The 19,772-nt window shown below is 72.5% G+C and carries 18 protein-coding genes and 1 tRNA gene; 8 read left to right on the top strand and 11 right to left on the bottom strand.

The annotated features are described in order from the left end of the window. Positions 1-42: 42 nt before the first annotated feature. Entirely contained in the window at positions 43-1,428 is a 1,386-nt protein-coding gene (locus tag MTF65_RS20485) for a serine-threonine protein kinase (RefSeq protein WP_243630299.1), read from the bottom strand. Between the two features lie 108 nt (positions 1,429-1,536). Beyond that, entirely contained in the window at positions 1,537-2,817 is a 1,281-nt protein-coding gene (locus tag MTF65_RS20480) for an exo-beta-N-acetylmuramidase NamZ domain-containing protein (protein ID WP_243630298.1), read from the bottom strand. A gap of 100 nt (positions 2,818-2,917) precedes the next feature. On the opposite strand from MTF65_RS20480, the gene MTF65_RS20475 reads away from it, so the two are divergent. The 3 genes from MTF65_RS20475 (at position 2,918) to MTF65_RS20465 (ending at position 6,043) form a co-directional block, all read left to right on the top strand. Continuing rightward, the gene (locus MTF65_RS20475; RefSeq protein WP_243630296.1) at positions 2,918-3,691 is read left to right on the top strand and encodes an SDR family oxidoreductase; all 774 of its coding nucleotides are present in this window, start codon (positions 2,918-2,920) and stop codon (positions 3,689-3,691) included. Continuing rightward, positions 3,688-5,370, top strand: a complete 1,683-nt coding sequence (locus tag MTF65_RS20470) for a class I adenylate-forming enzyme family protein (protein WP_243630294.1) — start codon at positions 3,688-3,690, stop codon at positions 5,368-5,370. Before MTF65_RS20475 ends, MTF65_RS20470 begins: the two co-directional genes overlap by 4 nt. Before the next feature lie 64 nt (positions 5,371-5,434). Then, entirely contained in the window at positions 5,435-6,043 is a 609-nt protein-coding gene (locus MTF65_RS20465) for a TetR/AcrR family transcriptional regulator (protein WP_243630292.1), read from the top strand. 151 nt (positions 6,044-6,194) lie between these two features. Here MTF65_RS20465 and MTF65_RS20460 read toward each other — a convergent pair whose 3' ends face one another. The 7 genes from MTF65_RS20460 to MTF65_RS20430 all read right to left on the bottom strand — a co-directional run bounded on the left by MTF65_RS20460 (position 6,195) and on the right by MTF65_RS20430 (position 11,303). Continuing rightward, a complete protein-coding gene (locus MTF65_RS20460) occupies positions 6,195-7,409 on the bottom strand; it encodes an acyl-CoA dehydrogenase family protein (RefSeq protein ID WP_243630290.1) in 1,215 nt (404 codons plus the stop codon). A 9-nt stretch (positions 7,410-7,418) separates the two neighbouring features. Then, positions 7,419-8,462 carry a phosphotransferase family protein gene (locus tag MTF65_RS20455; protein WP_243630287.1) on the bottom strand — a complete coding sequence of 348 codons (1,044 nt, stop codon included), beginning with the start codon at positions 8,460-8,462 and terminating at the stop codon, positions 7,419-7,421. A 158-nt stretch (positions 8,463-8,620) separates the two neighbouring features. Continuing rightward, entirely contained in the window at positions 8,621-9,583 is a 963-nt protein-coding gene (locus tag MTF65_RS20450; RefSeq protein ID WP_279399310.1) for an MBL fold metallo-hydrolase, read from the bottom strand. Between the two features lie 54 nt (positions 9,584-9,637). After that, positions 9,638-9,934, bottom strand: a complete 297-nt coding sequence (locus MTF65_RS20445) for a hypothetical protein (protein WP_243630286.1) — start codon at positions 9,932-9,934, stop codon at positions 9,638-9,640. 83 nt (positions 9,935-10,017) lie between these two features. Further along, positions 10,018-10,362 carry a DUF202 domain-containing protein gene (locus tag MTF65_RS20440; protein WP_243630285.1) on the bottom strand — a complete coding sequence of 115 codons (345 nt, stop codon included), beginning with the start codon at positions 10,360-10,362 and terminating at the stop codon, positions 10,018-10,020. Continuing rightward, positions 10,359-10,757, bottom strand: a complete 399-nt coding sequence (locus MTF65_RS20435; RefSeq protein WP_243630283.1) for a YidH family protein — start codon at positions 10,755-10,757, stop codon at positions 10,359-10,361. The genes MTF65_RS20440 and MTF65_RS20435 overlap by 4 nt, the downstream gene beginning before the upstream one ends. A 9-nt stretch (positions 10,758-10,766) precedes the next feature. After that, the gene (locus MTF65_RS20430) at positions 10,767-11,303 is read right to left on the bottom strand and encodes an NUDIX domain-containing protein (RefSeq protein WP_243630281.1); all 537 of its coding nucleotides are present in this window, start codon (positions 11,301-11,303) and stop codon (positions 10,767-10,769) included. 75 nt (positions 11,304-11,378) lie between these two features. Between MTF65_RS20430 and MTF65_RS20425 the strand changes: the two genes are divergently transcribed. Continuing rightward, on the top strand, positions 11,379-13,034 hold the full coding sequence (locus MTF65_RS20425) for an FAD-binding dehydrogenase (protein ID WP_243630280.1): 1,656 nt from the start codon (positions 11,379-11,381) through the stop codon (positions 13,032-13,034). 46 nt (positions 13,035-13,080) lie between these two features. On the opposite strand, the gene MTF65_RS20420 is transcribed toward MTF65_RS20425, so the two are convergent. Next, entirely contained in the window at positions 13,081-13,506 is a 426-nt protein-coding gene (locus MTF65_RS20420; protein ID WP_243630279.1) for an ASCH domain-containing protein, read from the bottom strand. 229 nt (positions 13,507-13,735) lie between these two features. Between MTF65_RS20420 and MTF65_RS20415 the strand changes: the two genes are divergently transcribed. From MTF65_RS20415 to MTF65_RS20405, 3 genes are all read left to right on the top strand, one after another. After that, a complete protein-coding gene (locus MTF65_RS20415) occupies positions 13,736-14,683 on the top strand; it encodes a hypothetical protein (RefSeq protein WP_243630277.1) in 948 nt (315 codons plus the stop codon). Between the two features lie 47 nt (positions 14,684-14,730). Further along, positions 14,731-16,275: an APC family permease gene (locus MTF65_RS20410; protein ID WP_243630275.1), complete on the top strand. Its 1,545-nt coding sequence runs from the start codon at positions 14,731-14,733 to the stop codon at positions 16,273-16,275. 218 nt (positions 16,276-16,493) lie between these two features. Then, entirely contained in the window at positions 16,494-17,933 is a 1,440-nt protein-coding gene (locus MTF65_RS20405; RefSeq protein WP_243630274.1) for an amino acid permease, read from the top strand. A 170-nt stretch (positions 17,934-18,103) separates the two neighbouring features. On the opposite strand, the gene MTF65_RS20400 is transcribed toward MTF65_RS20405, so the two are convergent. Then, positions 18,104-18,191: transfer RNA gene (locus MTF65_RS20400), tRNA-Leu, on the bottom strand. Positions 18,192-18,355: 164 nt separating this feature from the next. On the opposite strand from MTF65_RS20400, the gene MTF65_RS20395 reads away from it, so the two are divergent. Continuing rightward, the gene (locus tag MTF65_RS20395) at positions 18,356-19,681 is read left to right on the top strand and encodes a M20/M25/M40 family metallo-hydrolase (RefSeq protein WP_243630272.1); all 1,326 of its coding nucleotides are present in this window, start codon (positions 18,356-18,358) and stop codon (positions 19,679-19,681) included. Positions 19,682-19,772 lie beyond the last annotated feature (91 nt).

The raw sequence follows: 19,772 nt of genomic DNA, 5'->3' as shown, positions 1-19,772 counted from the left end.
TGCGGGGGCGGTCGAGGCGTGCGGGTGGCACATGGCCGGAAGTCAGCGCCCCATGCGCCCCGCGACAACCACCACCCGGGCCAGTTCCTCGTGGCAGATGTCGCTGTGCGCCCCCGACGGAGCCCCGCCGCGGCGGACCACGGAGCCCGCGTCCACGCTGACGCAACCGCTCGCCGGCAGCCCCGAGCGCAGCACCTCGTCGAGGCTCAGCCTCGGTGCGCCCGGCACCGCCCGCACCCCGTCGTGCCCGATCGCGCCCCACCGCTCGTCGAAGCCCAGCAGACCGGCCGAATCCCGTGCCATCCGGGAGGCCAGCGGATAGAACACCTTCAGCGAGGTGTCGTACGGGGAGTGGCAGGCCACCGCCGGGCCGTCCACCCGTCGCTGGAGGCCCCGCAGGGCGCCGCCCCGGCCCGTGTCGTGGGGCAGGCGGTCGGCGAAGGCGTAATGGGAGAAGGCGCCCTGGAGCAGCGTCAGGGATTTCACGTGCCGCGCCCCGTCCGGCAGCGCGCGCAGCGAGAACGACACCACCCGGGCGCCGAAGCTGTGGCCGACCAGGTGGATCCGCAGTGCCGGCCGGCGGCCCGCGAGCTCTGCCAGCACCGGGCCGAGTCCGCGCTCGCCGACGACGCCGGCCCGCTTCTTCATCTCGAAGTACGTGGCCTGCCGCAGCACCTCCTTCGCGCCGCCCCACAGGGTGCGCAGCCCGCCGCCGACGGAGAGGCCCCGCTCGCCGACGGGCCCGCCCGCCTCGGCCAGCGCCTCGGTGAAGGCCCGGCACACCTCCAGGACGTCCGCGGTGAACATCGCGGGCACGTCAAGAGCCCCGCCCCCCAGGCCGGCCCCCGGGCCGCCGCTCCCCTCGGCCGCATTCACCGCGCCCGCCGCGCGCGCTGCACCCACCGGGCCCGCCGCCCCCGCCGCCTCAACGCCCGCCAGCTCCCGTACCAGGGCCCCGAATTCGATGAAGGCCGCCTCCGACTCGGGCCGGTCCTCCAGCAGTTCGGCGACCCGGTCCAGCTCCGCCTCCCGCCCCGGCCAGAACGCGCCCAGCGCCCGCCGCGTGGCGGGGTCCAGCGCCGTCCCGTGGCCGGGTTCCGCGAGCAGAGCTCCCCGCGCGTCGAAGTCCGGTATCGGCTCGTCCGAGAACCGGATCGATGGCCAGACCACCCCCACGTACCCCAGCCGCACCCCCGGCCCCACCAGCCCCGGGAACGGGGCGAAGAACCGGTCGAAGAGGCGGGTCGCCGTGGACCGGTCGCTGTTCCAGCCGTGCGCGAAGACCACCAGGTCGGTGGCCTCCATCCCGGCCACCGCCTCCCGCGTGCCGCGGTCCACGTCCCCCTCGGCGTCGAAGGTCAGCTCCTCGTAGGGCCCCACCCCCACGCCGCCCGTCCCGCTGCCGCCGACCGCGCCGATGTCCGCCATGACCGTCCCCCTCCACACCGTGCCTCCGGTGCGGTCAGCATCCCGCTGCCACGCCCGCCCGGCCAGCCCCGCGACGCCACCGGGTCGCCACGTCACCGGGTCGCCGGGTCACGGGTAGAGGAGGTACTCCTCGCGCACCGCCGCGAACCGCTCCAGCCCCGCCGCCCAGTCGCCCGCGATCTCGTCCACCCCGGCCCCCGCGTCCACGAGCGTCCGCACCCGGTCCGAGCCCGTCAGCCGGTCGATCCAGTGGTCCGCGCGCCAGGCGAAGCCGCTCCAGCTCCGGCGCGCGGTGACCAGCAGCCCGATTCCGGCCCGCACCGGATCGAAGGCCGCCCGGTCGTGCACGATCAGCCGGACCCCGCCGCACGGCTTCCCGGTGTGCTTGGAGAAGGTCGGCGTGAAATAGGACTCCCGGAACCACACCCCGGGCAGTTCGAGCGCGGTCGCCGCCTCCGCCCAGCGCCGGTCGAGGCCCTCCGCTCCCAGCACCTCGAAGGGCGTGGTCGTCCCCCGCCCCTCGGACAGGTTCGTCCCCTCGAACAGGCAGGTGCCGGCGTACGCGAGGGCCGTGTCCGGCGTTGGCATGTTCGGGCTCGGCGGCACCCACGGCAGTCCGGTCGTCCCGAAGAGGGCGTCCCGCCGCCAGCCGGTCATCCGTACCGTCCGCAGTTCTGCCCGATTCCCTGTCAGGAACTCGCCGTTGAACAGCAGCGCCAGCTCCGCCGCCGTCATCCCGTGCGCGAGCGCGATCGGCTCCCGGCCCACGAAACTCGCGTACGGCCGCTCCAGCACCGGCCCCGCCGCCCGGATGCCGCCCACCGGATTGGGCCGGTCCAGGACCACCACCGCCTTGCCGGCGAGCGCGGCCGCGCGCATGCAGTCGTAGAGGGTCCAGATGTAGGTGTAGAAGCGGGCCCCGACGTCCTGGATGTCGAAGACGACCGTGTCGATCCCGGCCGTCGTGAACACGTCCGCGAGCGCCTGACCGCTCTTGCCGTACGTGTCGTACACCGGCAGCCCGGTCGCCGGATCGCGACCGGCTCCCTCCGAATCGCCCGCCTGCGCCGTCCCCCGGAACCCGTGCTCCGGCCCGAACACCGCGACCAGGTCCACCCGTTCGTCCGCGTGGAGTACGTCGACCAGGTGCCGGGCGTCGGCGGTGATCCCGGTGGGGTTGGTGACCACGCCCACCCGTTGCCCGGCCAGTACGTCGTATCCGGCCGCGGCGAGCCGCTCGAACCCGGTGCACACCCGGCCCGCCCCGGCGGCGGCCCCCGCCGCCCCCGGCCCCGCGGCCCCCTCAACCCCCGTAACCGCGGCCCCCACCGCCCCCAGGGCCCCGGCGCTCCCGGCCAGTCCCAGCAACCCCCGTCGCGACAGACTCATCCCGCCACGTTAAGAGCCGCCCCCCTTCCATCCCGACATACCGACTGGTTAGTCTGCCCGGCATCGGTAGATCGGAACAGCCGGCAGCGCCGCCCGAAAGGTGATCCCCGTGAACGCGTACCAGGACCAGCGAGTCGTCGTCACCGGAGCGGGCGGCGGCATCGGAGCCGCGCTCGCGCGGCGCTTCGCCGCCGAAGGGGCCACCGTGGTGGTCAACGACCTCGACGCGGCCAAGGCCGCCTCCGTGGCCGGCGCGATCGGCGCCCGCGCGATCGCCCTGCCCGGCGACGCCTCGGCGGTCGTGGCGGAGGCCCGCGAGGCCCTCGGGGGCCGGGTGGACGTCTACTGCGCCAACGCCGGACTCGCCTCGGGCGGCGACGCCTTCGCCGACGAGACCGTGTGGGAGGCGGCCTGGGAGGTCAACGTCATGGCCCACGTCCGCGCCGCCCGGGCGCTGCTGCCGGACTGGCTGGAGCGGGGGAGCGGCCGCTTCGTGTCCACCGTCTCCGCCGCCGGGCTCCTGACCATGATCGGGGCGGCGCCGTACAGTGTCACCAAGCACGGTGCCCTCGCCTTCGCGGAATGGCTCTCGCTGACCTACCGCCACCGCGGCGTCCAGGTCCACGCGATCTGCCCGCAGGGTGTGCGCACCGACATGCTGACCGCCGCGGGCTCGGCGGGCGACCTCGTCCTGGCGCCGACCGCGATCGAGCCGGAAGCGGTCGCGGACGCGCTGTTCGACGGCATGGAGAAGGGCCGGTTCTTGATCCTCCCGCACCCCGAGGTCGCGGAGTTCTACGCCGCCCGCGCCACCGATACGGACCGCTGGCTGGGCGGCATGAACCACCTCCAGCGGACATGGGAGAAGTCGTGACGCCGGAAGGCAGCGAAGCACCGGAGCCGTCCCGGTACGCGGCGAAGCCCTGGCTCGGGCGGCTCAGCCCGGCCCAGCGGGCGCCGATCGCGCCCCCGCCGAGCGTCCTGCACGCCTTCCGCGACTCCGTCGCCCGGGCCCCGAAGCGCACCGCGCTGGCCTATTTCGACGGCCGGATCGACTACGCCGAGGCCGACGCGCTCTCCGACTCCGCCGCCGGATACCTGGCCGCCCAGGGCATCGGCCGCGGCGACCGGGTCGCGGTCATGCTCCAGAACACCCCGCACTTCGTGCTGGCCGTCCTGGCCGCCTGGAAGGCCGGAGCGGTCGTCGTCCCGCTCAATCCGATGTACAAGAGCGCCGAGGCCGGGCACATCCTCCGCGACTCCGGGGCCGCCGCGCTGGTCTGCGACGGCCGCGCGTGGGCGGAGTACCTGCGCGAGGCCGCGCGCGCGGCCGGCGTACGGACCGCCCTGACCGCCTCCGACCTGGACTTCCAGACCCGCGGCGACCTCCGCGTCCTCGCGCCCGCCGGCCGGCTGCCGCGGGCCGCGGACGCCGCCGACCTCGCCACGGTGGCCCGCCAGGGCCACCCGGCCCCGCCGGACCCGGGCCCGACCGCCGCCGACACCGCCCTCATCAGCTACACCTCCGGGACCTCCGGCACCCCCAAGGGCGCGACGAACCCGCACGGCGCCCTCATCTACAACGCCGCGCGGCAGGTCACCGGCCACCCGCTCCCCGAGGGCGCGACCTACTTCGCCCTCGCCCCCCTCTTCCACATCACCGGCATGGTCTGCGAGCTCGCCGCCTGCTTCGCCAACGCCGGCACCCTCGTCCTGACCCACCGCTTCGAGGCGGGCGTCGTCCTCGACGCCTTCCTCGAACACCGCCCCGGCTACACCGTCGGCCCGGCCACCGCCTTCATGGCCCTCGCCGCCCACCCCGGCGCCACCCCGGACCACTTCGCCTCGTTCCGCGTGATCTCCTCCGGCGGGGCCCCGCTCCCGCCCGCGCTCGTCGAGCGGCTGCGCGCCGCCTTCGGCTTCTACCTGCGCAACGGCTACGGCCTCACCGAGACCACGGCCGCCTGCGCCACGGTGCCCGCGCACCGCGAAGCGCCCGTCGACCCGGTCTCCGGAACCCTCTCCGTCGGGGTCCCGGGCGCCGACACCGTCATACGCGTCCTCGACGAGCACGGAGCCGAGCTGCCCTTCGGCGAGACCGGCGAGATCGCCGTCCGGGGCCCCCAGGTCGTACCCGGCTACTGGGGTCTGCCGGCCGACACCGCCAAGGCCTTCCCGGACGGCGAACTGCGCACCGGGGACGTCGGCTTCATGGACGCCGACGGCTGGCTGTACGTCGTCGACCGCAAGAAGGACATGATCAACGCGTCCGGCTTCAAGGTCTGGCCGCGCGAGGTCGAGGACGTGCTCTACACCCACCCCGCCGTGCGCGAGGCGGCCGTCGTCGGCATCCCGGACCCGTACCGGGGGGAGAGCGTGAAGGCGTACGTCAGCCTGCGCCCCGGGGCCTCGGCCGAGCCGGGGGAGCTGTCCGCGTACTGCGCCGAGCGCATCGCCGCGTACAAATACCCGCGGCAGGTGGAGATCCTGCCTGTTCTGCCCAAGACGACCAGTGGCAAGATCCTGCGACGGGAACTGCGCGAGCGCGGCTGAAAACAGTCGTACCCCCGCGCGTCGCCGCACCGGCGAGGGATCAGAGAAAAGGAAGGTGAGCGCCATGGCCGCCAGGACCGCCACGGAGACCGGAGGCACGCACGAGGCCCCGGTACCGCAGCGGCTGCTCGCCGTCGCCACCAGGCTGTTCGCCGAACGCGGCTACGACCGCACCTCCGTACAGGAGATCGTCGAGGCGGCCGGGGTCACCAAGGGCGCGCTGTACCACTACTTCGGGTCCAAGGACGATCTGCTGCACGAGGTGTACGCGCGGATGCTGCGCCTCCAGCAGCAGCGGCTGGACGCGGTGGCCGATTCCGACGCCCCCGTCGAGGAGCGGCTGCGCGCCGCGGCCGCCGACGTGGTGGTCACCACCATCGAGAACCTCGACGACGCGGCCATCTTCTTCCGGTCGATGCACCAGCTGAGCCCGGAGAAGTTCAAGCAGGTACGGGCGGAGCGCCGGCGCTACCACGAACGCTTCCGCGCGCTGATCGAAGAGGGCCAGAAGGCGGGGGTGTTCTCCACCGCCACGCCCGCCGACCTGGTGGTGGACTACCACTTCGGGTCCGTCCACCACCTGTCCACCTGGTACCGCGCCGACGGACCGCTCACCCCGCAGCAGGTCGCCGATCACCTCGCCGACCTGCTGCTGCGCGCCCTGCGCCCCTGAAGCGTCCCGGCCCCGCCGCGGCGGGTGGCCCGCGGCGGGGCCACCTGCTGCGGGGCCACCTGCGGCTGGCCCACCTGCTGCGGGGCCACCTGCGGCTGGCCCACCTGCTGCGGGGCCACCTACGGCTGGCCCACCCGCGGCGGGCCGCCCGTCAGCGGTACCGCTTCAGCTCCCGCTGGGCCAGTGAGCGCTGGTGCACCTCGTCCGGGCCGTCGGCCAGCCGCAGCGTCCGCGCCGCCGCCCACAGCTCGGCCAGCGGGAAGTCCTGGCTCACCCCGCCCGCACCGTGCAGCTGCACCGCCTGGTCCAGGATCCCCACCACCGCGCGCGGAGTCGCGATCTTGATGGCCTGGATCTCGGTGTGCGCGCCCCGGTTGCCGACGGTGTCCATCAGCCAGGCCGTCTTCAGCACCAGCAGCCGCAACTGCTCCACCGTGACCCGGGCGTCCGCGATCCAGCCCTGTACGACCCCCTGCGCGGCCAGTTCCTTGCCGAAGGCGGTACGTCCGATCGCGCGCCGGCACATCAGCTCGATGGCCCGCTCGGCCATGCCGATCAGCCGCATGCAGTGATGGATCCGGCCCGGGCCGAGCCGGGCCTGGGCGATGGTGAAGCCGGTGCCCTCCTCGCCGATCAGGTTCGACGCCGGGACCCGGGCCCCGTCGAAGACCACCTCGGCGTGCCCGCCGTGGTCGTGGTCCTCGTACCCGTACACCGTCATCGCCCGGCGCACCTCGACGCCCGGGGTGTCGCGGGGGACCAGGATCATCGACTGCTGGCGGCGCGGATCGGCGGCCCGCGGGTCGGTCTTGCCCATCACGATGAAGACCTTGCAGTCCGGGTTCATGGCGCCCGAGATGAACCACTTGCGCCCCGTGACCACGTACGCGTCACCCACCCGCTCGATCCGGGTCTCGATGTTCGTCGCGTCCGAAGAGGCCACCTCGGGCTCGGTCATCGCGAAGGCGGAGCGGATCTCCCCGGCCAGCAGCGGGTCCAGCCACTGCTTCTTCTGCTCCTCGCTGCCGAACTGGGCGAGCAGCTCCATGTTCCCGGTGTCCGGGGCGGCGCAGTTGGTCGCCGTCGGAGCCAGGTGCGGGCTGCGGCCGGTGATCTCGGCGAGCGGGGCGTACTGGAGGTTGGTCAGCCCGGCGCCGTACGCGGAATCGGGCAAGAAGAGGTTCCACAGGCCTTGACGGCGCGCCTCGGCCTTCAGTTCACCGAAGACGGCCGGGGTGTCCCAGGGCGAGGCCAGCCGCGCGCGCTGCTCGGCGGCGACGGGTTCCGCCGGGTACACGTACTCCTCCATGAACGCGAGGAGCCGCTCGCGGAGTTCCTCGGTCCGGGCGTCGAATGCGAAATCCATGGGTGTGCCTCAGCCTTCCTGGAGGGTGGTCAGACCGTGCTCGATGAAGACCGGGACCAGCTCGCCGATCCGGTCGAAGCCCGCACCCACGGTCTGGCCGAGGGTGAAGCGGTAGTGGATGCCTTCGAGGATCACCGCGAGCTTGAACCAGGCGAAGGCCGTGTACCAGGCGATCGCGCCGGTGTCCCGGCCGGAGCGGGCGGCGTACCGCTCGACCAGCTCGGCGGGCGCCGGGTGGCCGGGCGCCGCGCTCGTCGTGCTGACCGGTGAATCGGTCAGTCCCAGGTCCGAGCTGTACATCACCAACAGGCCGAGATCCGTCAGCGGATCGCCGAGCGTGGACATCTCCCAGTCCAGCACCGCCCGGATCGTGTCGTCCGGGCCGCCGATCAGCACGTTGTCGAGCCGGAAGTCCCCGTGCACCACGGTGGGGGCGGGGGAGCGGGGCAGGGCCCGGCCGAGCGCGCCGTGCAGCTCGTCGATACCGGCCAGTTCCCTGCCCCGGGAGGCCGCCAGCTGCTTGCCCCAGCGCCTCAGCTGCCGGTCGAGGAAGCCCTCGGGCCGGCCGAAGTCGCCCAGTCCCACCGCCTCCGGATCCACCGCGTGCAACTCGACCAGGGTGTCCACCAGGCCCAGCACCGCCCGCCGGGTCCGCTCCGGGCCGATGGCCGCGAGCTCCCCGGCCGTCCGGTACGGCACCCCGTCCACGTACTCCATGACGTAGAACTGCGCCCCGAGCACCGCCTCGTCCTCGCACAGCAGCACCGGTTCGGGCACGGGTACCGCCGTGCCGTGCAGCGCCGCGATGACCCGGTGCTCGCGCCGCATGTCGTGAGCGGTGGCCAGGACATGGCCGAGCGGCGGGCGGCGCACCACCCAGCGGGAGCTCCCGTCGGTGATCTCGTACGTCAGGTTCGACCGGCCGCCCTCGATCAGCCGGCCGCTCAGCGCCCCGGCCACGAGTCCCGGCCGCGCGGCGTCGAGATGGCCGCGCAGCCGCTCCAGATCGAGGCCTCGCGGGTCGGCCGGGCCCGGGGCTGAAGCTGAGGTCATGGTGGCGCGCCTCCGTACGGAGTTGACGATGACGAAGCGAACGAGAGCCATCATGCCGACCAGTCGGTATGCCGTCCAGAGTGCGCGGCGGAAGAGTCCGTCGGAAGAGTCCGGCCGAAGAGTCCGGCGGAGGAGCCCCTCCAGCGGATCAGGCGTGATCAGGCGTGACAGAGGATCGGCGTCCCGCCGTTCATCACCGTCATGTCCCTCAGCACCGCCAGGATGTCCAGCGGAGCCCCCTCCGGCTCCCCGGCCAGCTCCGCGTACGCCCGGTGTACGTTCGCCACCAGGCGCTCGCTCTCCCGCCAGGCCGCGAACTCGCCCAGGTCCGCCCGCCGTGCCACTTCCAGCGGGGTCAGCCCCTTCGCCCGGCCCTCCCGGGCCAGCTCTGCCACGTACCGCAGATAACGCTCGGTGGACTCGTAGGCCGAGGGGTCGGTCAGCGGGCCGTGCCCCGGTACGACGGTCTCGGCGCCCAGCGAGCGCAGCAGATCCAGCGCCCGCAGCGACCCGGCCAGGGAGCCCATCGCCAGGAACGGCGTCCCCTCGGCGAAGACCAGGTCCCCGGTGAACACGATCCGACGGCCGGGCAGCCACACGATCGAGTCCCCGGTGGTGTGCGCGACGCCCGGGTGGTTGACCCGCACCTCGGTCTCGCCCACGTGCAGCGTCATCCGGTCGCTGTACGTCAGACCGGGCGGGGTGATCTCTATCGCGCCGAAGTCGGTGGCGGGCCAGATCATCTCCAGCTGGTGCCCGGAAGCGATCTGCTCGGCCCGCGCGTTGTCGTGCCCGATGATCAGCGCTTCGGGGGCGAACACGCCGTTGCCGTAGGTGTGGTCGCCGTGGTGGTGGGTGTTGACGACCGTGCGCGGCAGCGGCACCCCGGCCGCCACGACCGCGTCGCGCAGCGCCCGTGCCCGCCGCTCGGTGGCGGCGGTGTCGATGAGCAGGGTCCGGCCGCCGTCGCTCACGAAGCCGGCGTTGTTGAGGCACCAGCCCCCGTCCGGCTGGACGTACGCGTACACCCCGGCGGCGGGCTGGACCAGATAGGGCTCCTCGGTGGCTATCGCGCTCTCCCCGGCTCGCTGTGACAGGCAGTCGGCATCCTGCCAGGGCATCCTGCCAGCCGGCGCGGCGCCGGGGGAGAGCGGGCTCAGGTCGGGAGCGGGCGGTCAGTGGTCGTCGTAGTGGCCTTCGTGCGGGGCGTGCCGGTGCCCGTCGTGCAGGTAGTCCAGGTGGTCCCCGTGCGGCACCGCTTCGTGCCCGCAGTTCGCCCCGTGGGTGTGGTCGTGGTCCGCGTGGGTGCTGTGCCCCTCGGGCTCGCACTCGTCCCAGTGTCCGGAGTGCGCCCGGTGCAGATGGCCGTCGTGCGCGTAGTCGAGGTGGTCCCCGTGGTCGACCGCCGGGTGGCCGCAGGCTGGGCCGTGGGTGTGCTCGTGCAGGGGGTGCTCATGGTGCAGGGTCGTCATGGCGTCGAGGCTAGTGCGGATCGCCCGGTATGGACCGTTATGGCAGGAGTGGCGCCCGTAAGCAGGACAAGCGCACCATCGCCTCAGCGGTTCAGATGATCAGCGCCGCCGCTGATCAGCGCCACCGCGAAGGCCGCCAGTCCCAGCGTGCACAGCACGACCGCCAGGGCCGCGCGCGGCGCCAGGCCCGGCGGACGCGCCGCCGCCAGTTCCCGGATCCGCCGGTGCGCCGTCCACAGGAACGCCAGCCAGATCAGGGCGATGACCGCCACCCCGACCACCTCGACCGGCGAGCCGGAACCGCTCAGGACCTGACGCAGCGCCAGTACCGCCACCACCGAGCACGCCAGCGTCGTACGCCGCCACGCGAGCCGGGTCCGCTCCGGCTGCAGCCCGGCGTCGCGCTGCTCCGCTCCGGAAGAGCTCACCGCTCCGTCGTCCAGCCGAGCAGGACGGCCGCGACCATCACCACCGCGACCAGGCCCACGCCCAGGCTCAGCACCACCGGGAACCGCGACAGCGGCAGATCCTCACCCCGGCGCATCGCCTGCTCGCACCGCACCCAGTGGTTCACGGCCCGCAGTGCGCAGGCCGCGCCCACCGCGAGCAGCGCGAAGGCCATCCCGACCCGCACCCCCCACCGCAGGTCCGGCAGGAACTGGTCCACCGCGAAACCGCCGCCCACCAGGGCCAGCGCGGTCCGGATCCAGGCCAGGAAGGTCCGCTCGTTGGCGAGCGAGAACCGGTAGTCGGGAGTCTCGCCCTCGTTCCTCAGCCGCTGCGGTGCGAACCAGAGCCGCACGCCCTTGACGAAGTCGATCATCTGATCAATCTACTGGTGGGGCTCCAGGTGCGCGCGCAGCCGCCGGTACGCCTCCAGCCCGTCCGGCACCCACTCCCACCCGCCGCCGGTCACCCGCGCGGCCAGCTCCTCCTCCGTCAGCCACGCGTGCCACGCCACCTCCGACACCTGCGGCGACACCGGCAGCTCGCACCGCACCTCGTGCACGTACGACCACCAGGCCCCGCCCGGACCCTCGTACAGGAACTTGAACAACGGCTCCGGCTGCCCGAGGCCGGTGACCCCCAGCTCCTCCTCGGCCTCGCGCAGCGCGGCCTCCCCGTAGTCCTCGCCGGCGCCCACCACCCCGCCCACGAACATGTCGTAGGCCGAGGGGAACACCAGCTTCGACGCGGTCCGCCGGTGTACGAAGATCCGCCCCTCGGCGTCCCTGACCCGCACGAACACGCACCGGTGGACGAGCCCGCGCGCGTACACCTCCCCGCGCGGAGCCTGCCCCGTCACCCGGTCGTCCCGGTCCACCACGTCCAGTACTTCATCTTCAGCAGCGGCACTCACACCGCTCATCCAACCACCGCTGTTGACTGGTTACCGCTCCGTAGCCAAGGATCTGCCCCACCATCGACCGGAGGACGGGTTCGTATGACGTACGACGCAGACGTGATCGTGATCGGGGCCGGGCTGGCCGGCCTCGTGGCCACCGCCGAGCTCGTCGACGCGGGCCGCAAGGTCATCCTGCTCGACCAGGAGCCCGAACAGTCCATCGGCGGCCAGGCCCACTGGTCCTTCGGCGGGATGTTCTTCGTCGACTCGCCCGAACAGCGCCGGATGCGGATCAAGGACAGTCGCGAGCTCGCCCTCCAGGACTGGCTCGGCTCGGCCGGGTTCGACCGCGAGGAGGACGCCTGGCCGCGCCGCTGGGCCGAGGCCTACGTGGATTTCGCGGCGGGCGAGAAGCGGCCCTGGCTGCACGCCCAGGGCGTCCGCTTCTTCCCCGTCGTCGGCTGGGCGGAGCGCGGCGGCTACGACGCCAACGGCCACGGGAACTCCGTCCCCCGCTTCCACATCACCTGGGGGACCGGCCCCGGCCTGGTCGAGCCCTTCGAGCGCCGGGTGCGCGCCGGGGTGGCCCGCGGCCTGGTCCAGCTCCGGTTCCGCCACCGCGTCACCGGCCTCGCGCGCACGGCCGGGACGGTGGACACGGTGACGGGCGAGATCCTGGCGCCCTCCGACGCCGTACGCGGGACCGCGAGCGGCCGCGAGAGCACCGGGGAGTTCTCCCTCCGGGCCCAGGCGGTGATCGTCACCAGCGGCGGCATCGGCGGCAACCACGACCTCGTCCGCAAGCAGTGGCCGGCCCGGCTCGGCACCCCGCCGGAGCGGATGCTCTCCGGGGTCCCGGCGCACGTGGACGGCCTGATGCTGGGCATCGCGGAGGAGGCGGGCGCCAGCCACATCAACAAGGACCGGATGTGGCACTACACCGAGGGCATCGAGAACTGGGACCCGATCTGGGCCAAGCACGGCATCCGCATCCTGCCCGGGCCGTCCTCGCTCTGGCTGGACGCGACCGGCAAGCGGCTGCCCGTACCGCTCTTCCCGGGCTTCGACACCCTCGGCACGCTCGACCACATCATGAAGACGGGCCACGACCACACCTGGTTCGTGCTCAACCAGCGCGTCATCGGCAAGGAGTTCGCCCTGTCCGGCTCCGAGCAGAACCCGGACCTCACCGGGAAGTCCGTCCGCGGCGTCATCGACCGCGCGCGGCAGGCGGTGCCCGGCCCGGTCAAGGCCTTCATGGACAACGGCGCGGACTTCGTCGTCGAACGGGACCTCGCCTCGCTGGTGCGGGGCATGAACGCGGTGACCAAGGAGAACCTGCTCGACGAGGCGACCGTCCGCCGGGAGATCGTGGCGCGGGACCGGGAGATCGCCAACCCCTTCGCCAAGGACCTCCAGGTGACCGCCATCCACGGCGCGCGCAAGTACCTGGGCGACAGGCTGATCCGTACGGCCGCCCCGCACCGGATCCTGGACCCGAAGGCGGGCCCGCTGATCGCCGTCCGGCTCTCCGTCCTGACCCGGAAATCCCTGGGCGGGCTGGAGACCGACCTCTCCTCGCGCGTCCTGACCGGATCCGGCGAACCGCTGCCGGGCCTGTACGCGGCGGGCGAGGCGGCCGGCTTCGGCGGCGGCGGGGTCCACGGCTACCGCGCCCTGGAGGGCACCTTCCTCGGCGGCTGCGTCTTCTCGGCCCGCGCGGCCGGGCGCTCCGCGGGTATGGCGGTGAGCTGACCGGCCGGGTGCCCCGGCCCGGCCCGGACATGGCGCAGCGGCAGCGTTACGGCAGTCGCGAGAGGACCCGGAACCGTTCCGCGACGACGAGCGTGTCGTCGTCCACCGTGTACTCCGGGTCGCCGAGCGCTTCGCGGACCGGCGGACTGTGCCAGAACCGCTCGTGCGAGGCGCGCCATTCAGCCACGGACGTGTACCCCTCGCCCTCGTCGAGCGCGTGCCGCAGGTCCACATCGGCGAGTCGCACCACCCGTACCTCTGTCACCTCCACCACCGCCACCGCCCGCTCCACGGAGTCCAGCAGGAGGCAGCGCTCACCCGCCACGCGCAGCGGTTCGCCCTCGGCCTCGTACTCGGGCAACAGCCCTGTGGTGGTGGTCTTCGCCCCGCTGAGCACAGCCGCGACCAATTGCTCACGCAGCGGTCCCGGGAATCCCAGCAGGTACGGAGGGAGATCGTCAGTGGTCGTCATCCGCCGACCGTACGCCAGGCGTGATCGGCGGCGCACCCTCGTTCGCGGGCCGCCCGAATGCGGCAAGAAACCCAACTCGTCCCCTTCGGCCACCAGTTGAAACACGCCACCCGATGGCCTGGACCTTGACTCGGAGCTGTGCGTACCGCTTTGCTGTGCGTGATCATCCGGATGCGCTCGCCCGCGTGATCCCCCTGCCCGCCCGCCCGCGTCCTGGAGGGAACCAGCGGTGTCCCCGCCCCCGCCGCCCCTTCCCCGCCCCCGCAAGCGGGACGCGCAGCTTTTCGACTCCGCCCTCTGCGACACCGAACTGGTCGACGTACGCGGCCAGTTCACCCAAGGCCGGTGGTCCAAGGCCCGCGCCCTCCTGGTCGGCACCGGGGACGACTGGGACCGCCGCGGCCACCGCGTCGTCGTTCTCGCCGAAACCCCGGCCGCCACCGCCTGGGCCCGCGAATGGCTGCTCGCCGAACCCGACAGCATCGACGCCGCCACCCTGCTCGCCTGCGCCACCGTCTTCACCGCCCTGCGCGGCAAGGGAGCCCCCGAGGCCGCCGAGGAGGCCTGCCGCAGGGCCGCCGCCCTGCTACCCGCCGACCCCACGCCCTGGCTCGCCCTGCTCCTGCTCTCCCGCGTCTTCGGCACCGAGGAGGAGTTCAGCCGCCACTTCGACCAGGTCCGGGCCCGTCACCGGGAGCACCACCACGCCCACCACCTGATGGTCGCCAAGCTGGCCGAGCGCACTCCCGCCGCCGGACACGACCCGCTCCACGAGGTCTACGACTTCGCCGCCTGGGCCGCCGAGGAGTCCCCGGCGGACTCCCCGCTCGCGGTGCTCCCCGTCGTCGCCCACGCCGAGCGCTACCGGGTCCTGGCCGCGACCCACGGGCACACGTTCGAAAGCGCCACCCAGCACTGGTCCGGGCGCCGCGCCCGCCAGGTCCTGCGCGCCGCCTTCGACTGGTGGCTGGAATGGGAGCGCGAGGACCACCCCCGCAACCGGGTGGACCTCAACTTCCTCGCCCACGCCAAACTCTGCGAGGGCCGCCCCGCCGAAGCCGCCGCCCTCTTCCACCGCATCGGGCGCCACGCCACCCGCGCTCCCTGGTCCTACCCGGACCTCGACCCGCACAAGGCCTTCCTCGCCGCGCGCAACGCAGCGCTCGGCACCGCGTGAAACCCACCCCCGCCTACGGAACGACCGCCCCGCGAAAGGACCCCGCCATGCCGACGGGCAGATCCACCACGGCCTCGACACCGGCCGAGATACGCACGTACAAGGGCCAGGACCGGGCCCTGCGCGCCGACCGCCTCGGTACCGCCGGCCTGCTGCTCTCCGTACTCGCCGCCAGCGCGCCCCTCATGGTGGTCGCGGGCGTCATGCCCACCACCTTCGGCGTCATGGGCATCGTCGGCCAGCCGCTGCTGTTCGTCATCCTCGGCGCCGTCCTCGCGCTGTTCAGCGTCGGATACGCCGAGATGAGCCGGCACGTCCACAACGCCGGCGCCTTCTACGCCTACATCGCGCGCGGCCTCGGCCCCACCGCCGGCGCCGCCGCCTCGGTCGTCGCCCTCGTCGCGTACAGCGCCATGCAGGTCGGGGTCTTCGGCATCCTCGGCTTCGAGATCTCCGGCCTCTTCGCCACCTACCTGGAGATCCAGATCGCCTGGTGGATCCCGGCCCTCGTCTCGGTCGCCGCCACCGGCGCGCTCGGCTGGCTGAAGATCGACCTCAACGCCAAGGTGCTCGGCGTCCTCCTGCTCATCGAGTGCGCCCTGGTCCTCATCTTCGATCTCGCCGCCCTCGCCGAGCCCGGCGCCGAAGGCCTCTCCCTGCACGCCTTCAACCCCGAGACGCTGAGCGGCGCCGGCCTCGGCACCGCCCTGTGCTTCTGCATCGCCGCCTTCGTCGGCTTCGAGCAGTCGCCGGTGTACGCGGAGGAGACCAGCAAGCCGCACATCGTCGTCTCCCGCGTGATGTTCCTCGCCGTCGGCTTCGTCGCCCTGTTCTTCGCGCTCAGCGCCTGGGCCCTCACCGTCGCCACCGGCCCCGCCGACGTGGTCAAGGCCTCCGCCGACGCCGGACCCGGCCTGCTCTTCCAGCTCACCGAGAGCCGCCTCGGCACCGCCTTCACCGACGTCCTGCACGTCCTCTTCGTCACCGGCATGTTCGCCGCCATGCTCAGCTTCCACAACGTCGTCGCCCGCTACGCCTTCGCGATGGGCCGCGAGGGCCTGCTGCCGGCCGCCTTCGGCCGCACCAACGCCGGCACCGGGGCGCCCGGCACCGGCTCCCTCCTGCAGACCGGCATCGCCGCCGTTGTCGTCCTCGGCTTCGCACTGACCGACGACATGCCGGCCGGCGATCCCACCGCGCCCGTCCTGCACCTGTTCACGTGGATGGGCAGCGTCGGAGCCCTCGGTGTGACGCTCCTCATGGCCACCGCCTCCTTCGCCGTCATCGCCTTCTTCGTCCGCCGCGGCACCGCGGGAGCCCAGATCCTGCGACTGGGCGCGGCCGGCGCCGCGGGCCTGGCCCTCGTCGGCATCGCCGTCTACACGGTCAAGGACTTCGGTGTCCTCGTCGGCGCCGAGAAGGGCTCCGCCCTCAGCTGGATCCTGCCCGCGGTCATCGCCGTCGCGGCGCTCATCGGACTCGTGAGCGGCCTGGCCCTGCGCGGTCGCGACCCCGAGGCGCACGCCCGCATCGGCCTCGGGAACGAGGCCTTCCGCCTCGATCAGGCCGCCGGATCAGACCAGGCAGACTGACCCCCCACCCACGCAATTACGGCTCCACGAAGCCCCCGGCACCCGTTTCCATGGTCGCCGGGGGCTTCCGCACGTAGAGGGCGGGTTTTGGCGGCAGCGGAGCCTCATGGTCTCCTGTTGCGACGAAACCACCGGATCGCGCCTCAGGGGACACCACCCAGCTCCCCGCGCGGCGGGTCCGGACCCTGCCTGTCCCACCCACGAAGGCGAAGCCGTACATGAGTGACCGCACCTTGACCGAGGCTCCGGCCCCGGCGTCGTCCCGCCACGTCGACGCCGGCGACGAGGGCTACAGCAAGGACCTCAAGTCCCGCCACATCAACATGATCGCGATCGGCGGAGCGATAGGCACCGGCCTGTTCCTCGGCGCCGGAGGCCGCCTCGCGGGTGCCGGACCCTCCCTCGCGATCGCCTACGCCGTGTGCGGCGTCTTCGCCTTCTTCGTGGTCCGGGCCCTCGGCGAGCTCGTCCTGTACCGCCCGTCCTCCGGCGCGTTCGTCTCGTACGCGCGCGAGTTCATGGGGGAGAAGGGCGCCTACACCGCCGGCTGGCTCTACTTCCTCAACTGGTCCACCACCACCGTGGCCGACATCACGGCCGCCGCGACCTACGCGCACTTCTGGTCGATGTTCACCGACGTCCCGCAGTGGGTCCTCGCGTTCATCGCCCTCGCCGTGGTCCTCACCGCGAACCTGATCTCCGTGAAGTACTTCGGCGAGATGGAGTTCTGGTTCTCCCTCGTCAAGGTCGCCGCCCTGACGGCCTTCCTCATCGTCGGCATCTACCTCGTCGCGACCAGCCACGAGATCGGCGGCCACACCCCGGGCCTCGCCTCCGTCACCGACAACGGCGGCATCTTCCCCACCGGCGTGCTCCCGATGCTCCTGGTCGTCCAGGGCGTGGTCTTCGCGTATGCCTCCGTCGAGCTCTGCGGCGTCGCCGCCGGTGAGACCGAGAACCCCGAGAAGATCATGCCGAAGGCGATCAACTCCATCATGTGGCGCGTGGGCATCTTCTACGTCGGCTCCGTCGTCCTGCTGGCCCTGCTCCTGCCGTACACGGAGTACTCGGACGGGCAGAGCCCCTTCGTCACGGTCTTCGAGAAGCTCGGCATCCCCGGCGTCGCCGGCATCATGAACCTCGTCGTGCTCACCGCGGCCCTCTCCAGCCTGAACTCCGGCCTCTACTCCACCGGCCGGATCCTGCGCTCGATGGCCCTCTCCGGCTCCGCCCCGAAGTTCACCGGCCTCATGAACAAGGGCAAGGTCCCCTACGGCGGCGTCCTGTTCACCGCCGCCTTCGGCGTCGCGGGCGTCGGCCTGAACTACTTCATGCCCAAGGACGCCTTCGAGATCGTCCTGAACTTCGCCTCGCTCGGCATCCTCGGCACCTGGGCGATGGTCATGCTCTGCTCGCTCCACTTCTGGCGCCGCGCCAAGCAGGGGAGCCTGGAGCGCCCGTCCTACCGGCTGCCCTGGGCCCCGTACACCCAGATCATCACGCTGGTCTTCCTTCTCGGAGTCCTGGTCCTGATGTGGTGCGACGGCGGCGTCGGCCGCACGACCGTCATGCTGGTTCCGGCCATCATCGGCGCCCTGGTCCTCGGCTGGTTCTTCGTCCGCGGCCGCGTCAGCGAACTCGCCGCCTCCCGCCGCTGACCCGGACCCCCCAACCCCCGGGCCGCCGTGCCCCTCCCGCCGATCGCCCCGCGCCGATCGCCGGGAGGGGCACGGCGGCCCCGGCGTTCATCGGCCGGGACGTGGTGAAACGCGAAATGCCGACTGAGAAGAATCTCAGCCGGCATCCGGCGACGGTCGAGGACCGTCTGTGGTGTCCGAGGGGGGACTTGAACCCCCACGCCCGATAAAGGGCACTAGCACCTCAAGCTAGCGCGTCTGCCATTCCGCCACCCGGACAAGGTGTCTGTCTCGCGGCCCTTGGCCGTTCCGACGTGGAAAACATTACCAAACATTCCGGGGCCTCGATCACACCCCCCGTCGGCCGGGGACCGTCCTTGGGGAGAGCGGCCGGGAGCGGGAGGATGGGAGGAGTTCGGTACCGATCAGTGGGAGGAAGCAGCGTGAGCGAGACGAGTGCGGGCAGGACCGTCTCCGGCGAGGACGAGGTCGTGGACCTCTGCCGGGACCTCATCCGGATCGACACCAGCAACTACGGGGACCACTCCGGCCCCGGCGAACGCAAGGCCGCCGAGTGGGTCGCCGAGAAGCTCGCCGAGGTCGGCCTGGAGCCGCAGATCTTCGAGTCGCACAAGGGGCGCGCCTCGACCGTCGCGAGGATCGAGGGCGAAGACCCCTCGCGGCCCGCCCTGCTGATCCACGGGCACACCGACGTGGTCCCGGCCAACGCGGCGGACTGGACGTACGACCCCTTCGCGGGCGAGATCGCCGACGGGTGCCTGTGGGGCCGCGGCGCCGTCGACATGAAGGACATGGACGCGATGACGCTGGCCGTCGTACGCGACCGGATGCGCAGCGGGCGCAAGCCCCCCCGGGACATCGTGCTGGCCTTCCTCGCCGACGAGGAGGCCGGCGGCATCCACGGCGCCCGGTACCTCGTGGACAAGCACCCCGGCCTGTTCGAAGGCGTCACCGAGGCGATCGGCGAGGTCGGCGGGTTCTCGTTCACCGTGAACGAGAACCTGCGGCTCTACCTCGTGGAGACCGCCCAGAAGGGCATGCACTGGATGCGGCTCACGGTGGAGGGCACCGCGGGCCACGGCTCCATGACGAACAACGACAACGCGATCACCGAGCTCTGCGAGGCCGTGGGGCGCCTCGGCCGCCACACGTGGCCGGTGCGCGTGACCAAGACCGTACGGTCCTTCCTGGACGAACTCTCGGACGCCCTCGGGACCCCGCTGGACCCGGAGGACATGGACGCCACCCTCGCCAAGCTCGGCGGCATCGCCAAGATGGTCGGCGCCACGCTGCGCAACTCGGCCGCCCCGACGATGCTGGGGGCCGGCTACAAGGTCAACGTCATCCCCGGCCAGGCCACCGCGCACGTGGACGGCCGCTTCCTGCCCGGCTACGAGGACGAGTTCTTCGCCGACCTCGACCGGATCCTCGGCCCGCGCGTGAAGCGGGAGGACGTCCACGGAGACCGGGCCCTGGAGACGGACTTCGACGGCAGGCTCGTGGACGCCATGCAGGGCGCGCTCAAGGCGGAGGACCCGATCGCGCGCGCGGTCCCGTACATGCTCTCGGGCGGCACGGACGCCAAGTCCTTCGACGACCTCGGCATCCGCTGCTTCGGCTTCGCGCCGCTGCGGCTGCCGCCGGAGCTGGACTTCGCCGGGATGTTCCACGGAGTGGACGAGCGGGTGCCCCTGGAGGGGCTGAAGTTCGGCGTACGGGTGCTCGACCGATTCATTGACAACGCCTAGGAATCGCAGAGGTGTGCGCAAACCACTGAGAAGAGTGAATGCACTCATACGCTCGTAGCCCTGGTGATCCCTCCTCGTTACAGGTGGTGCG

The sequence above is a fragment of the Streptomyces sp. APSN-46.1 genome (genome assembly GCF_022815725.1).
Classification (GTDB): Bacteria; Actinomycetota; Actinomycetes; order Streptomycetales; family Streptomycetaceae; genus Streptomyces.
Note: the sequence above shows the minus strand (reverse complement) of the source record. Positions and strands in the feature narration are given on the sequence as shown.

Bases quoted from the DNA above. Each gene is read 5' to 3' on its own strand.
- MTF65_RS20485 (WP_243630299.1), bottom strand. From the start codon at position 1,428: ATGGCGGACATCGGCGCGGTCGGCGGCAGCGGGACGGGCGGCGTGGGG.
- MTF65_RS20420 (WP_243630279.1), bottom strand. From the start codon at position 13,506: ATGACGACCACTGACGATCTCCCTCCGTACCTGCTGGGATTCCCGGGA.
- MTF65_RS20405 (WP_243630274.1), top strand. From the start codon at position 16,494: ATGAGTGACCGCACCTTGACCGAGGCTCCGGCCCCGGCGTCGTCCCGC.
- MTF65_RS20445 (WP_243630286.1), bottom strand. From the start codon at position 9,934: ATGACGACCCTGCACCATGAGCACCCCCTGCACGAGCACACCCACGGC.
- MTF65_RS20455 (WP_243630287.1), bottom strand. From the start codon at position 8,462: ATGACCTCAGCTTCAGCCCCGGGCCCGGCCGACCCGCGAGGCCTCGAT.
- MTF65_RS20435 (WP_243630283.1), bottom strand. From the start codon at position 10,757: ATGATCGACTTCGTCAAGGGCGTGCGGCTCTGGTTCGCACCGCAGCGG.
- MTF65_RS20430 (WP_243630281.1), bottom strand. From the start codon at position 11,303: ATGAGCGGTGTGAGTGCCGCTGCTGAAGATGAAGTACTGGACGTGGTG.
- MTF65_RS20465 (WP_243630292.1), top strand. From the start codon at position 5,435: ATGGCCGCCAGGACCGCCACGGAGACCGGAGGCACGCACGAGGCCCCG.
- MTF65_RS20460 (WP_243630290.1), bottom strand. From the start codon at position 7,409: ATGGATTTCGCATTCGACGCCCGGACCGAGGAACTCCGCGAGCGGCTC.
- MTF65_RS20480 (WP_243630298.1), bottom strand. From the start codon at position 2,817: ATGAGTCTGTCGCGACGGGGGTTGCTGGGACTGGCCGGGAGCGCCGGG.
- MTF65_RS20450 (WP_279399310.1), bottom strand. From the start codon at position 9,583: ATGCCCTGGCAGGATGCCGACTGCCTGTCACAGCGAGCCGGGGAGAGC.
- MTF65_RS20410 (WP_243630275.1), top strand. From the start codon at position 14,731: ATGCCGACGGGCAGATCCACCACGGCCTCGACACCGGCCGAGATACGC.
- MTF65_RS20425 (WP_243630280.1), top strand. From the start codon at position 11,379: ATGACGTACGACGCAGACGTGATCGTGATCGGGGCCGGGCTGGCCGGC.